At 74.4% G+C, this 12507-nt stretch carries 11 protein-coding genes; 7 read left to right on the top strand and 4 right to left on the bottom strand.

Features of this window, described 5'->3' with window-relative positions:
- The first annotated feature begins 73 nt into the window (after positions 1-73).
- The gene (locus tag ACGFIA_RS27140) at positions 74-901 is read left to right on the top strand and encodes a hypothetical protein (RefSeq protein ID WP_393262767.1); all 828 of its coding nucleotides are present in this window, start codon (positions 74-76) and stop codon (positions 899-901) included.
- A gap of 117 nt (positions 902-1018) precedes the next feature.
- Positions 1019-2776 (top strand): DEAD/DEAH box helicase, encoded by a 1758-nt coding sequence (locus ACGFIA_RS27135; RefSeq protein WP_393262764.1) that lies wholly within the window; start codon positions 1019-1021, stop codon positions 2774-2776.
- A gap of 67 nt (positions 2777-2843) precedes the next feature.
- On the opposite strand, the gene lon is transcribed toward ACGFIA_RS27135, so the two are convergent.
- Positions 2844-5189 (bottom strand): endopeptidase La, encoded by a 2346-nt coding sequence (gene lon / locus ACGFIA_RS27130; protein WP_393262761.1) that lies wholly within the window; start codon positions 5187-5189, stop codon positions 2844-2846.
- A gap of 234 nt (positions 5190-5423) precedes the next feature.
- On the opposite strand from lon, the gene ACGFIA_RS27125 reads away from it, so the two are divergent.
- Positions 5424-5771, top strand: a complete 348-nt coding sequence (locus ACGFIA_RS27125) for an Lsr2 family protein (RefSeq protein WP_357390387.1) — start codon at positions 5424-5426, stop codon at positions 5769-5771.
- Between the two features lie 203 nt (positions 5772-5974).
- On the opposite strand, the gene ACGFIA_RS27120 is transcribed toward ACGFIA_RS27125, so the two are convergent.
- Positions 5975-7282 carry a hypothetical protein gene (locus ACGFIA_RS27120; RefSeq protein WP_393262758.1) on the bottom strand — a complete coding sequence of 436 codons (1308 nt, stop codon included), beginning with the start codon at positions 7280-7282 and terminating at the stop codon, positions 5975-5977.
- Between the two features lie 255 nt (positions 7283-7537).
- Positions 7538-8404, bottom strand: a complete 867-nt coding sequence (locus ACGFIA_RS27115; protein WP_393262755.1) for a hypothetical protein — start codon at positions 8402-8404, stop codon at positions 7538-7540.
- Between the two features lie 107 nt (positions 8405-8511).
- Between ACGFIA_RS27115 and ACGFIA_RS27110 the strand changes: the two genes are divergently transcribed.
- Together ACGFIA_RS27110 and ACGFIA_RS27105 are read left to right on the top strand one after the other, a co-directional pair.
- The gene (locus ACGFIA_RS27110) at positions 8512-9603 is read left to right on the top strand and encodes a DICT sensory domain-containing protein (RefSeq protein ID WP_357390394.1); all 1092 of its coding nucleotides are present in this window, start codon (positions 8512-8514) and stop codon (positions 9601-9603) included.
- Between the two features lie 21 nt (positions 9604-9624).
- The gene (locus ACGFIA_RS27105) at positions 9625-10362 is read left to right on the top strand and encodes a helical backbone metal receptor (protein ID WP_357479963.1); all 738 of its coding nucleotides are present in this window, start codon (positions 9625-9627) and stop codon (positions 10360-10362) included.
- A 25-nt stretch (positions 10363-10387) separates the two neighbouring features.
- Here ACGFIA_RS27105 and ACGFIA_RS27100 read toward each other — a convergent pair whose 3' ends face one another.
- Positions 10388-11086 carry a CBS domain-containing protein gene (locus ACGFIA_RS27100; RefSeq protein ID WP_357390398.1) on the bottom strand — a complete coding sequence of 233 codons (699 nt, stop codon included), beginning with the start codon at positions 11084-11086 and terminating at the stop codon, positions 10388-10390.
- Positions 11087-11304: 218 nt separating this feature from the next.
- Between ACGFIA_RS27100 and ACGFIA_RS27095 the strand changes: the two genes are divergently transcribed.
- Both ACGFIA_RS27095 and ACGFIA_RS27090 read left to right on the top strand, forming a co-directional pair.
- The gene (locus ACGFIA_RS27095; RefSeq protein WP_393262751.1) at positions 11305-11886 is read left to right on the top strand and encodes a hypothetical protein; all 582 of its coding nucleotides are present in this window, start codon (positions 11305-11307) and stop codon (positions 11884-11886) included.
- A 155-nt stretch (positions 11887-12041) separates the two neighbouring features.
- Entirely contained in the window at positions 12042-12410 is a 369-nt protein-coding gene (locus ACGFIA_RS27090; RefSeq protein WP_018784126.1) for an FKBP-type peptidyl-prolyl cis-trans isomerase, read from the top strand.
- Positions 12411-12507: the final 97 nt, after the last annotated feature.

Genomic DNA, 12507 nt, shown 5'->3' with positions numbered 1-12507 from the left:
CCGTGCGGTCCGCACGGTTTCCCGATGACTGACGTGCCTTCTCCGGTGCGCCGGGCGGCGGCAGGGTCGGGGCATGACGGAGATGACTGTGGTCGTACCCCGGCGGTGGGCCGGGTGGGCGCGGACCCGGCACCTGGCCGGGATGGTGGTGGCGATGGTGGCCGGGATGGTGCTGCTCGGGCCGCTGTGGCGGGTGGGCGGGAGCCTGCTGGGCGGCGCGGCGGTGCTGGCGCGGCCGGACGTGGGCGCGCTGGTCATGGCGACGAACATGGCGGCGGGCATGGCCGCGTGGATGTGGTACCGGGGGGACGGCCGGGCCGCCACCGCGGAGATGTCGGCCGCCATGTACGTGCCGTTCCTGCTGCTGCTCCCGCCCTGGTGGGCCGGGTGGGCCGGGGACGACACGCTGCTGCTCGGCGGCCACCTGCTGATGGTGCCGGCGATGCTGCTGGTGGCGCTGCGGCACCGGCACACGCCCGCCGCGCCGCCCCGCCGCGATCCGGTCACGGCGGCCGTGGCGCGCGGGTGGCCGGCCGGGCTGGCGCTGCTCCTGACGGTGGACATGTGGTTCGCGCCCACCGTCTTCGCGCCGTGGACGCTGCTGGTCCTGCCGGCCGGCTACCTGCTGATCGGCACCGGGCGGCGGCAGTGGGGAGACCGGCGCGCGCTGGTGGCGCAGCTCGCCGGCGCGGGCGTGTGGGGTGGCCTGGCGGTCGTGGCCACAGTCGCGTCCGCCGGCCTCGCCGGAGCGATCGTCGGGGTGGGCTGGCTCGTCCACGCGGCCTGGGACGCCTGGCACCACCGCACCGGCACGGTGGTGCCGCGCGGGTACGCGCTGTGGTGCGCGGTGATCGACGTCGGGGTGGGCCTCACCACGCTGCTGGCCGCCCTGTCCCGGTGACCCGGCGGGGGCACGGGGTCACGCCGGGTCACCGGGATCGGGCGGCGGCCGGGTGGCGCGGCGAACGTTTGCCCGGTCGCCGCGACCGGTGCGCGGCGGTGATGAAAAGCTTGTCGTATGAGCGCCGCACCGACCCCGACCGACCCCGCCGTTACCGCCGACGCCGAGGACACCTTCGCCTTCGCCGATCTCGGGCTGCGCACCGAGTTGCTCGGCGCGCTGTCCGCGCTCGGCTACGAGGAACCGACGCCGATCCAGCGGGAGGCCATCCCCCCGTTGCTGGCCGGTCAGGATCTGCTGGGCCAGGCGGCCACCGGTACGGGCAAGACCGCCGCGTTCGCGCTGCCGCTGTTGCAGCGGATGCCTGTGGGACGGGCCGAGGGCGACCCGGTGTCGCTGGTGCTGGTGCCGACCCGGGAGCTGGCCGTGCAGGTCTCCGAGGCGTTCCACCGCTACGGCAAGGACCTGGGCGCCCGGGTGCTGCCGATCTACGGCGGGCAGCCGATCGGGCGGCAGTTGCGCGCGCTGGACCACGGGGTGGACGTGGTGGTCGCGACGCCGGGCCGGGCGCTGGACCACATCGCCCGGGGCACGCTGCGGCTGGGCGCGCTGGCCACGGTGGTGCTGGACGAGGCCGACGAGATGCTCGACATGGGTTTCGCCGAGGACATCGAGGCGATCCTGGAGCACGCCCCGGCCGGCCGGCAGACCGTGCTGTTCTCGGCCACCATGCCGGCCCGCATCGACGGGCTGGCCCGCAAGCACCTGACCGATCCGGTCCGCATCCGGATCGAGCGGGAGCGGCAGGTCGCCGGGGAGGCGCCCCGGGTACGGCAGAGCGCGTACATCGTGGCCCGGGGGCACAAGCCGGCCGCGCTGGGCCGGGTGCTGGACGTCGAGTCGCCCACCGCGGCGATCGTGTTCTGCCGCAGCCGCGAGGAGGTGGACCGGCTCACCGAGACGATGAACGGCCGGGGCTACCGGGCCGAGGCGCTGCACGGCGGGATGAGCCAGGAGCAGCGGGACCGGGTGATGGGCCGGCTGCGCTCCGGCACGGCGGACCTGCTGGTCGCCACCGACGTGGCCGCCCGCGGGCTGGACGTCGAGCAGCTCACGCACGTGGTCAACTACGACGTGCCGTCGGCGCCGGAGTCGTACGTGCACCGGATCGGCCGGGTGGGCCGGGCCGGACGGGAGGGTGTGGCGATCACGCTCGCCGAGCCGCGTGAGCACCGGATGCTCAAGACCATCGAGCGGGTCACCGGGCAGCGCATCACCATCGACAAGATCCCGACGGTGGCGGACATGCGTACGCGGCGGCTGGAACTGACCCAGGCCGCGCTGCGGGAGAGCCTGCTGGAGGACGACCTCGACCCGTACCGGGCGATCGTGGAGTCGCTGACCGACGAGTTCGACCTGGTCGAGGTGGCGCTGGCGGCGGTGAAGCTGGCGCACGAGGCGACCTCGCCGGGCTCGGACGACGAGGAGGAGATCCCGCAGGTTCCGGTCCGGGGCCCGCGCGAGGGCCGGCCGGAGGCCGGTGGGCGGGGCGAGCGCCGGGGTCCGGGCCGCCCGCGTACCGGTGGCACCACGCAGGTCTTCATCGGGCTGGGCCGGCGGGCCGGGATACGGCCGCAGGACCTGGTCGGCGCGATCACCGGGGAGACCCGGATCAGTGGCCGGGACATCGGCTCGATCGAGATCGCCGACCGGTTCTCCCTGGTCGAGGTGCCGCAGGGGGTGGCTGACGAGATCATCGCCGGGCTGCGCGGCACGACCATCAAGGGCCGCAAGGCGACCGTACGCCGGGACCGGGACGGCGACGGCCCGGGCGAGCGCCGCGACCGGGGCTACGAGCGGCGCGACCGCCACTGAGCGCGCCCCGGCCGGCGGCACGGCGCCGCCCCGGCCGCCATTCGGTGGCCGGGGCGGTGGTGGTGCCTCAGACGGCGGCGAGCGCCGGTCCGTCCACCGGCTCCGTGCCGATCTCGGCCGGGCGCAGCGCCAGCGCGAGCACGTCCGCCACGTCGGACAGCGTGTGCACGGTCAGCGCCTCCCGCACCTGCGCCGGCAGGTCGTCCAGGTCCGGCTCGTTGCGCTTCGGGATGATCACCTCGGTGAGACCGGCCCGGTGCGCGGCGAGCAGCTTCTGCTTGACCCCGCCGATCGGCAGCACCCGGCCGGAGAGCGTCACCTCGCCGGTCATCCCGAACTCGGGCCGCACCGGCCGGCCGGTCACCAGTGAGGCCAGCGCGGTCACCATGGTGATACCGGCGCTCGGGCCATCCTTGGGCACCGCGCCCGCCGGGACGTGCAGGTGGATCCGCCGCCCGGCCAGCGCGTTCGGGTCCAGGCCGTAGCGCCGGCCGTTCGACCTCAGGTACGACCACGCGATGTGCGCGGACTCCTTCATCACGTCGCCGAGCTGGCCGGTGAGCGTGAGCCCGGGCTCGCCCTCCATGGTGGTGGCCTCGATGAACAGCACGTCGCCACCGGCGCCGGTGACAGCCAGGCCGGTCGCCACGCCGGGCACGGCGGTGCGTTCGGCCGACTCCGGGGTGAACTTCGGCCGGCCCAGGTAGCGGGCCAGGTTCCCGGCGTCCACGCGCACCGGCGCGGGGTCGTCGGCGAGCGCGACGGCCACCTTGCGCAGGATCTTCGCGAGGGCCCGTTCGAGCTGCCGGACGCCCGCCTCCCGGGTGTACTCGCCCGCGATCAGCGCCAGCGCGTCGTCGGCGACTGTGACCTCCTCGGCGGTCAGCCCGGCCCGTTCCCGCTGCCGGGGCAGCAGGTGGTCGCGGGCGATGGCGACCTTCTCGTCCTCGGTGTAGCCGTCCAGCGCGACCAGCTCCATCCGGTCCAGCAGCGGGCCGGGGATCGCCTCGACCACGTTGGCGGTGGCCAGGAACAGCACGTCGGACAGGTCGAGGTCGACCTCCAGGTAGTGGTCCCGGAACGTGTGGTTCTGCGCCGGGTCGAGCACCTCCAGCAGGGCCGCCGCCGGGTCGCCGGCGTAGCCGGCGTAGCCGGCGGCCAGCTTGTCGACCTCGTCGAGCAGCACGACCGGGTTCATCGAGCCCGCCTCGCGCAGCGCCCGGACGATCCGGCCCGGCAGCGCGCCGACGTAGGTGCGCCGGTGACCGCGGATCTCCGCCTCGTCCCGGACCCCGCCGAGGGACACGCGGACGAAGGTGCGGCCCAGCGCCCGGGCGACCGACTCACCGAGGCTGGTCTTGCCGACACCGGGCGGGCCGGCCAGGGCCAGCACCGCGCCGGAGCCGCGTCCGCCGACCACGCCGAGGTTGCGCTCCGCGCGCCGGTTGCGCACCGCGAGGTACTCCAGGATGCGGTCCTTCACGTCGGCCAGGCCGGCGTGGTCGGCGTCGAGCACGGCCCGCGCCGCGGCCAGGTCCGTGTTGTCCTGGGTACGCGTGTTCCACGGCATCTCCAGGACGGTGTCCAGCCAGGTTCGGATCCAGCCCGCCTCGGGTGAGGCGTCGCTGGCCCGCTCCAGCTTGCCGACCTCGCGCAGCGCCGCCTCGCGTACCTTCTCCGGCAGGTCGGCGGCCTCCACCCGGGATCGGTAGTCGGCGGAGCCGTCCGGCTCGTCCTCGCCGAGTTCCTTGCGAATAGCGGCGAGCTGCTGGCGGAGCAGGAACTCGCGCTGGGACTTCTCCAGCCCCTCGCGGACGTCGCTGTTGATCTGCTCGGTGACCTCCTGCTCGGCCAGGTGTTCCCGCACCCAGCCGACGAGTAGTTCCAGCCGGGCGGTGACGTCCGGGGCGGCGAGCAGTTCGGTCTTCTGCGTCAGGCTGAGCCAGGGCGCGTAGCCGGCCGAGTCGGCCAGCTCGGACAGGTCGGTCATCCGCTCCATCGCGTCGATCACCTGCCAGGCGCCGCGCTGCTGGAGCACCGACGTCATGAGCGCGCGGTACTCGCGGGCGAGTTCCCGGGCGCGGCCCGCCGGGGCGGGTTCGTCGAGTGCGGTCGCCTCGACCCAGAGCGCGGCGCCGGGGCCGGGTACGCCGGAGCCGATGCGGGCGCGGGCGAGGCCGCGGATGACCGCTGCGGGTTCGCCGCTGGGCAGCCGGCCCACCTTCTCGATCGTCGCGACCACGCCGACGGAGCCGTACTCGCCGTCGATGCGGGGTACGGCCAGGAGTTCCTTGTCGCCGGTGGCGCGGGCCGCGTCGACGGCGGCCTGGGTGGTCGGGTCGAGGGTCACCGGGATGACCATCCCGGGCAGCAGGACGGCGTCGGTCAGCGGAAGTACCGGAAGAGTTGCCATCGAACACCTGCCATCACGTTGGTTGAGCGTGTTTGGCTCAAGTAACAAAACGTGTCCCTTGTTCCGGGTTGTGACCCAGACCACGCCCGAGGGTCGCACCCGCGGGCCGGGCACCCAATCGCGGCACCCTTTACCGCGACCCGGCGAATGGAAACGACCGGCTATTCTTGCGGAATTACCGCACGGTAGGTCAAACTCTTAGCCACACCCCGCCCGACACAGGGAGTAATGGCGATGGCAAGGAAAGTAATCACTGTTCTGACCGACGACCTCGACGGCGGAAAGGCCGATCGGACCGTCGAGTTCAGCCTGGACGGCGTGGCGTACACGATCGACGTCTCCGACGAGAACGCGGGCGTCCTGCGTAAGGCCCTGGATCCGTACATCAGCGCTGGCCGGCGAATCAGCCGGGGCGGGACCGAGGTCACCCGGGGCGCCCGCCGCGCGACCCGGCCGAGCACCTCGGGAATGGATCGCGAGCAGAACCGTGCCATCCGGGAATGGGCCGCCAAGAACGGGTTCGAGATTTCCGAGCGCGGGCGCATCCCGGTGTCGGTGGTCGAGGCGTACAAGAACCGCTGAGCACCACCGGCTCACCGTCGGGCATCCCGGGGTCACGCTGAGAAATCGGCATGGCCCCGGTCGGCTTTCTGTCGTCGATGTTCTTCATCCGGCCGGATACCACCGGCATGAAATTTCCTTCGGGGCATCTCCCATCGAGCCTTATGCGGGAACGGCCGCGGCCGCCCGGAGGAGTCCCCGGACGGCCGCGGCCGTTCGTCCGCTCAGTTGACCCGGATGCGCACCACGTCGATGGCCGGGGTCTGGTTCGCCCGCTCCATCATCGGGATGCGGTGCGAGCCGTCACCGGCCCAGACCGCGCACTGCGCCAGGCCCGACTGCGCGAGGCCCGGAATCTGGATCAGCACGTCGTCCGGCTGGTTGCCGCCCCGGCCGTCCTCGGTGGCGACGAAGAACGCCGGCACGTCCTGGGGGTTCGGAGGCTGCCGGGTGCTGCCCAGCATCCGGCAGGCGGTGTGGAAGTGGCCGCGTACCAGGCCCTGGCCGTTGAGCAGCGAGCTCTCCAGGTAGTAGCCGCCCTGGCCGGCGGCGAGGAAGCGGTCCCGCACCAGGTTCCTGGTGGTCACCCGCAGCGTGAACGGCTGGTTGCGCCGCACCTGGTTCGGGAACTGCGTGATCAGCAGCGAGGGGTTGTTCGCCGCGGCGCCCACCTCACCGAACGCGGTGCTCACGCAGCGGTTGCCGTTCTGGAAACCGTCGTGCGCCTGGAGCTGACTGCCGGAGCAGTCCTTGGCGAGCACGTTCAGGCCGTTGCCGCCGCCGTTGTTCTGGCCGCCGCCATTGTTGTTCCCGCCGTTGTTGCCGCCACCGTTCTGGCCGCCACCGTTGTTCCCGCCGTTCTGGCCACCGCCGTTCTGGCCGCCACCGTTCTGACCGCCACCGTTCTGGCCGCCGTTACGCGGGGTGTCGCTCACCGCGCACCGGGCGAACTGCTCCAGACCCTGCGGACGCTGGGCCACCCGGCCGATCGCGGTGGCGATCCGGTTGAGCGCCGCGGTCCGCTTGTCCGCCAGCGGGCCCAGAATCGCGTTGTTGATGAACTCGCCGCCGTTGCGGCCCTCCGCCGCGAGCCGCCGGTTCGCCTCGGCGATCTGGCTCTCCAGCAGCGCCAGGGTGCGGTCCACCTCGGCCCGGGCCTGGCCCGGCACCTGCGGCAGCCGGCTCCGGACGTCCGGGCAGGCCACCGTCGGGGTGCCGGCGCCGGCGCCACCGGCTGTGGTCTGCTGGCACTCGGCCGGCGACATCTGACCGTCACCCCAGTGGTTGCGGACCCAGCGGCCGTTCTGCCAGGTACGGGTGGTGCTGCCCTGACCGTCCGGGGCGGTCGCCCCCGGGCTCGCGGGCACGCAGGACGCCGAGGCCGCGCGGGTGGTCGTCCGCCGGTCCTGGGCGGACGAGATCTGGGTGACGGCGACGATGCCGCCGAAGACCGCGAGCGTGCCGACCACCGCCAGCATCCGCTTGCTCCGCGCGTTACCGGATGACCGGCGCGCCCGTGTGGACCTGCGCATCGAATTGCTCTCCTTCTCGATCCGGTAGTTGACTGGTGATCCCGGCGGACCGACGAATTCGGGGTGTGAGATCACTGCGACGCTGAGTCGCGCGTCAATGGCCGACGATGCCCTTTCCGCACCGTCTCCGCGCCGTCCGGGCGCGGCGGGGAAGATCTGCGTCCATTCCCGATGAGGTACGGAGCGCCGTCGGCGAAGGTTCAACCGGAGATCGGAAAAAATCGAAAGTCGCCGTGCCCGCGGGCGCGGACGGTTTCAGTCGGCGCAGAGGTGGTCGAAGGCGAATCCGCCGTCAAAGGAGTCCCGCCGGGCGGCCAGCGCGCGTACCCGCCCCCGCAGTTCGGCGCGCTCCAGCAGGGCCGGCGCGTTGCCCCCGAGGTCACGCAGCCGCTCCCCCAGCGCCACCACGGCCAGATCCTCGGCGAGCCGCCCCGGGTCGACGCCGCAGTCCAGGCCGCGCGCGGTCAGCCGGACCCGCTCCAGCAGGCAGTGACCGGGCCGCACCTCGGCCCAGGCCCAGCCCTCCGCCGGACCGTCGGTCCAGCGCACGTGCAGGCCGCGCAGAATCGGGTCGGCGATCCGGCCCGCCACGTACGCCTCGACCGCCTCGGCCCGGGCCAGCGCGCCGAGGTCGTTCACCGGTCCGCGCCGGCCGTCCGGCAGCCGGCCGATGATGTCCCGGAAGCCGACCGCGTCGCCGCTGTCCGGGTCGGTGCCGTCGGTGTAGGCGCGCGCGTCGAGCACGTACTCGACGAACCGGCGGACCTGCTCCGTGCCGCCCAGCGTCGGCGACTCGACGCGCAACAGCGGCAGGCCGACGGCGGCGCAGACCGCGTCGGTCAGCCGTTCGGCCCGCCGGGCGGGCGATCCGTCCGGGGCGGGAGCGGTGAACCGCACGGCGAAGCGCGGCAGCCCGGTGCCGGCGGCACAGACCACCAGGTCCAGCGATGCCCGCCCGGCGGCGCTCCACTGGCTGCCGGTGACCCCCGGCGGGCGGCCCTGCACCAGGTCGCCGAGCCGCCGCCCGGCATGGCCGAGGTGGCCCGCGCGGACCAGGTGGGGCGCGGCGCCGGGCGGGATCGGCCGCAGCCAGGAGGCGGTCACGCTGCCTGTGCTCGTCATCTCGCCCCGATCCCCCTCGTCCGGTCGACGCCCGAGTGTAGGCGGGTGCGGCGCGGCCGGTCCGGTCGACCGGTGCGCTGCCGCGCTCGTCCCTCTAGGCTCTGCCCGTGCACAGCGGACGGACCCTGGAACAGTTCACCAAACGCAGTCTCGTCGCCGTCTCCCACGCCATCGAACGCGCGGCGCTCGCCGAGGCCGAGGACGGCCCGCTCGTCGTGCTCGCGCTGTTCCAGCGGCTGCCGTACTTCGCCCGGGAGCGCGAGGTCTACCGGCGCATCGCCGGCCGCGCCGCCGCGACGGTGGTGGCGATGGTCGGCGGACCGCCCCCCGACCTGCCCGAGGGCGCCTACGGCGTGGCGCTGGACGAGGCCGAGGCGCTGGCCCGGGAGTGGACGGTGGTGGTGCTGAGTCCCCGGTTCGGCGCCACAGTCGTCGCGCACGACCGGGCCGAGGTGGCGCCCGCGCCGACGCTGGAGTCAGGCCGGCTGTTCGAGGGGCGCTGGGGTTTCCGCCGCGACGAGGCGCTGCACGAGGCGATCCGGCTGCGCGAACAGCTCGCCGAGCGGCTGCCCGCCGCGGCACGCACGGCGCTGGACGAGGCGATCGCCCGGGTACGGGACATCCCGGCCGGCCCGGGCGAACCACGCGCCGAGGCGGCGCTGCGGCTGCTGGCCCGCCGCGGCGACCGGAACAGCCGGCCGGCCGAGCCGGCCGAGGCGATGCTGGACGAGCCCGGCCTGGCCCGCTGGTCCGGCGCCGACGGGGTGACCGCCTCCGGCACGCTGCCGGTGGCGCTCGTCGGCCTGCGGGTGGACGCGCCGCCCGGCTCACCGGAACGCTTCGGCCGCCGCGGCGTCGCCCGGGAGGGACATGCCGTGCTCACCGCGGTCACCGCCGCGCTGCGGCCGGTCGACCGCGCGCTGCGCGTCACCGAGAACGAGTTCCAGCTCCTCCTGCCGGGACTCGACGAACCAGCAGCGCTGGAGGTGGTACGCCGGCTGCACGACGCGATCGGCGCGCTGGCCCGGTCGTACCCGTTCATGGCGTACACGGTGCACGCGGCGGTCGGGGTGACCACCCGGCGGCCGCTGCCCACGTCGGACCTGCGCGCGGCGGTGGACTGGGCGGTCCGCAAGGGCGTGCCGGTGGCGGGCCTGCCGCCGGAGAACGCCGACGCCGTGGCCGCGCCGGCCCGCTGACGGTACGAGGGAGGACGCGCGGTGCGGGTGGTGTCGCTGGTGCCGTCGCTGACCGAGGCGGTCGCGGCCACCCGCCCGGAGGTGCTGGTCGGTGCGACCGACTGGTGCACCCATCCGGCCGGGCTGGACGTCGCCCGGGTCGGCGGCACGAAGTACCCGGACCTGGACCGGGTGCTCGCGCTGGCGCCGGATCTGGTGCTGCTCAACGAGGAGGAGAACCGGCTGGCCGACGCCGAGGCGCTGCGGGCGGCCGGGGTGCCGGTGCGGGTCACCTTCCCGCGTACCGTGCCGGAGGCCCTCGACCAGCTCGGTGAGCTGGCCGTCGCGCTGGGCGAGCCGGGCGAGCCGGGCGAGCCGGGGTGGCTGCGGGAGGCCCGCCGCGCCTGGGCCGCGCTGCCCGGGCCGGGGCTCGTCCGCACCGCCGTGGTGCCGGTGTGGCGGCGTCCGTGGGTGGTGCTGGGGCGGGACACGTTCGCCGGGGACGTGCTGGCCCGGCTCGGCGTCCGCAACGGCTGGGCCGACGACCCGGAACGCTATCCCCGGCCGAGCCTGGCCGAGTTGCGCGCCCGCGCGCCGGAGCTGGTGGTGCTGCCCGACGAGCCGTACCGGTTCACCGCCGACGACGGGCCGGAGGCGTTCCCCGGGGTGCCGGCGGCGCTGGTGTCCGGCCGGCACCTCACCTGGTACGGCCCGTCGCTGGCCGAGGCCCCGGCACTGCTCGCCGCCCAGCTCGCGCACACCACCGGGGGCCCCACCTGACCGGCGGGGCCCGCGGTGGTGGCGCTCAGGCGACAGGGGTGGCGTGCACCGGGTCCAGCTCCATCAGCGTGGTGTCGTCCACGTCGTACCCGATCGTGTTGTGCACCGTGACCACGCCGGCGACCTGAGCGGCGAGGCGGCCGGCCAGCTCGACGGCGCTGCGCCGGTCCAGCCGTCCGTCCATGGTGACCTCGCCGCCGCGGACCTGCACCGTGACCAGGCCGTCGCGGACCGACAGCACCCGGCGCAGCACCTCGTGCACCACGTCCTCGCGGATCTCCGCGTCGGTGCGCAGGTGCACGCGCAGCAGGTCACCGCGGGTGACGATGCCGGCGAGCCGGCCCAGGTCGTCCAGCACCGGGAGCCGCTTGACCGCCTCGTGGTCCATCAGCCGGGCGGTCGCCGCGAGCGAGGCCCGCTCGTGGGTGGTGACCGCGGGGGCGGTCATCAGGTCCCGGGCCACCAGCGCGCCCGCCTTCTCCCGCGCGGTACGGCGGCGCCGCCCCTCGAAGACCCGCCGCTCGTCCGGGTGGCCGGACCGCTCCACCTTGTGCAGCAGGTCCGCCTCGGAGATCACCCCCAGCACCCGGCGGAACGAGTCCACCACCGGCACGCCGCTGATCCGCTGCCGCACCAGCACGTCGACGACCTCGCGGTACGGGGTCTCCTCCGTCACCGTGGCGACGTCCCTGGTCATCACGTCGGTAACCTGCCACGTCCTCATCACGACCTCCTCGTGCCGGCCTTTCACCTGCGACGGTAGGCGGCCGGCGTACGCCCTGGTCAGGGGCACCAGACCGGCTGCGAGGGGCCGACCGGACCGGGTACGGACGGGACCAATGACCCGGTCACGAGGGCACCGCTCGGCCCTGCTCCCGGACGCGGCGCGGCGGTGGAATGAATGTGCCACCGGGAAGCGCGGTGCGAGGCACAGGAAGGGACGTGGACACCATGACCGCGACAATCGAGCGGACCCCCGCCGTCAAGCGGACCCCCGCCGTCACCACCGCTCCGGCGGCGCACACCGAGACCACCCGCCAGAAGGCCACCCGGTACGTGTGGGCCGGTCTGCGGCTCGCCCTGGGCTGGATCTTCCTCTGGGCCTTCCTCGACAAGATGTTCGGCCTCGGCCACGAGACCCCGGCGAAGGGCGCCTGGATCAACGGTGGCAGCCCGACCAAGGGCTTCCTCGGCCACGCCGTCGAGGGACCGTTCGCCGGCTTCTACCAGAACATCGCCGGCGCGGCCTGGGCGGACTGGCTGTTCATGCTCGGCCTGCTCGGCATCGGTGTCGCGCTGATGCTCGGCATCGGCATCCGGCTCGCCGCCGTCGCCGGTGGACTGCTCCTGGTCCTGATGTGGACGGCCGTGCTGCCCCCGGCGAACAACCCCTTCATGGACGACCACCTCATCTACGCGGGCCTGCTGGCCGGCCTGGCCCTCGTGGGCGCCGGCAACACCCTCGGCCTCGGCCGGATCTGGGCGAAGCTCCCCCTGGTCCAGCGTCTGCCCTGGCTGAAGTGAAGCAGCTCGCCCCGGGGCGGGCGTCGCCGACAGGCGGCGCCCGCCCCCCTCTCGTGTCCCCGCCACGCCGGTGTGCGGGGACCGGCGCGTATCGGCCGGTCGCGATCCGGCAGGATCGACGGTGACCACACAGTCAGCATCCGAGGAGACCGTTCATGGACAAGCCCGAGGTCGGCCCGATCGAGGGCGCCCCGCCCGCCGATCTGGTGGTCGAGGACATCACCGTCGGCGACGGCCCGGAGGCCCGCCCGGGTCAACTGGTGAGCGTGCACTACGTGGGCGTGGCCCACTCGAACGGCCGTGAGTTCGACGCCTCGTGGAACCGGGGCGAGACGTTCGAGTTCCCGCTCGGCGGCGGCCAGGTCATCGCCGGCTGGGACCAGGGCGTCGTGGGCATGAAGGTGGGCGGCCGGCGCAAGCTCACCATCCCGCCGCACCTGGGCTACGGCGCCCGGGGCGCGGGCGGCGTCATCAAGCCGAACGAGACGCTCGTCTTCGTGGTGGACCTGCTCGGCGTGCGCTGAGCGGGACCCATTCGGGGGGGGGGGGGGGGGGGGGGGGGGGGGCGGGGGGCGCGCCGCGGGGGGGGGGGGGCCGCGGGGGGCGGGGGGCGGGCGGCGC

The organism is Micromonospora sp. NPDC049203 (assembly GCF_043197215.1).
Lineage (GTDB): Bacteria > Actinomycetota > Actinomycetes > Mycobacteriales > Micromonosporaceae > Micromonospora.
Note: the sequence above shows the minus strand (reverse complement) of the source record. Positions and strands in the feature narration are given on the sequence as shown.

What these genes read in the sequence shown, in the direction of transcription:
- lon (WP_393262761.1), bottom strand. Translation starts at nt 5,189, where the DNA reads ATGGCAACTCTTCCGGTACTTCCGCTGACCGACGCCGTCCTGCTGCCC.
- ACGFIA_RS27090 (WP_018784126.1), top strand. Translation starts at nt 12,042, where the DNA reads ATGGACAAGCCCGAGGTCGGCCCGATCGAGGGCGCCCCGCCCGCCGAT.
- ACGFIA_RS27140 (WP_393262767.1), top strand. Translation starts at nt 74, where the DNA reads ATGACGGAGATGACTGTGGTCGTACCCCGGCGGTGGGCCGGGTGGGCG.
- ACGFIA_RS27135 (WP_393262764.1), top strand. Translation starts at nt 1,019, where the DNA reads ATGAGCGCCGCACCGACCCCGACCGACCCCGCCGTTACCGCCGACGCC.
- ACGFIA_RS27115 (WP_393262755.1), bottom strand. Translation starts at nt 8,404, where the DNA reads ATGACGAGCACAGGCAGCGTGACCGCCTCCTGGCTGCGGCCGATCCCG.
- ACGFIA_RS27100 (WP_357390398.1), bottom strand. Translation starts at nt 11,086, where the DNA reads ATGAGGACGTGGCAGGTTACCGACGTGATGACCAGGGACGTCGCCACG.
- ACGFIA_RS27125 (WP_357390387.1), top strand. Translation starts at nt 5,424, where the DNA reads ATGGCAAGGAAAGTAATCACTGTTCTGACCGACGACCTCGACGGCGGA.
- ACGFIA_RS27120 (WP_393262758.1), bottom strand. Translation starts at nt 7,282, where the DNA reads ATGCGCAGGTCCACACGGGCGCGCCGGTCATCCGGTAACGCGCGGAGC.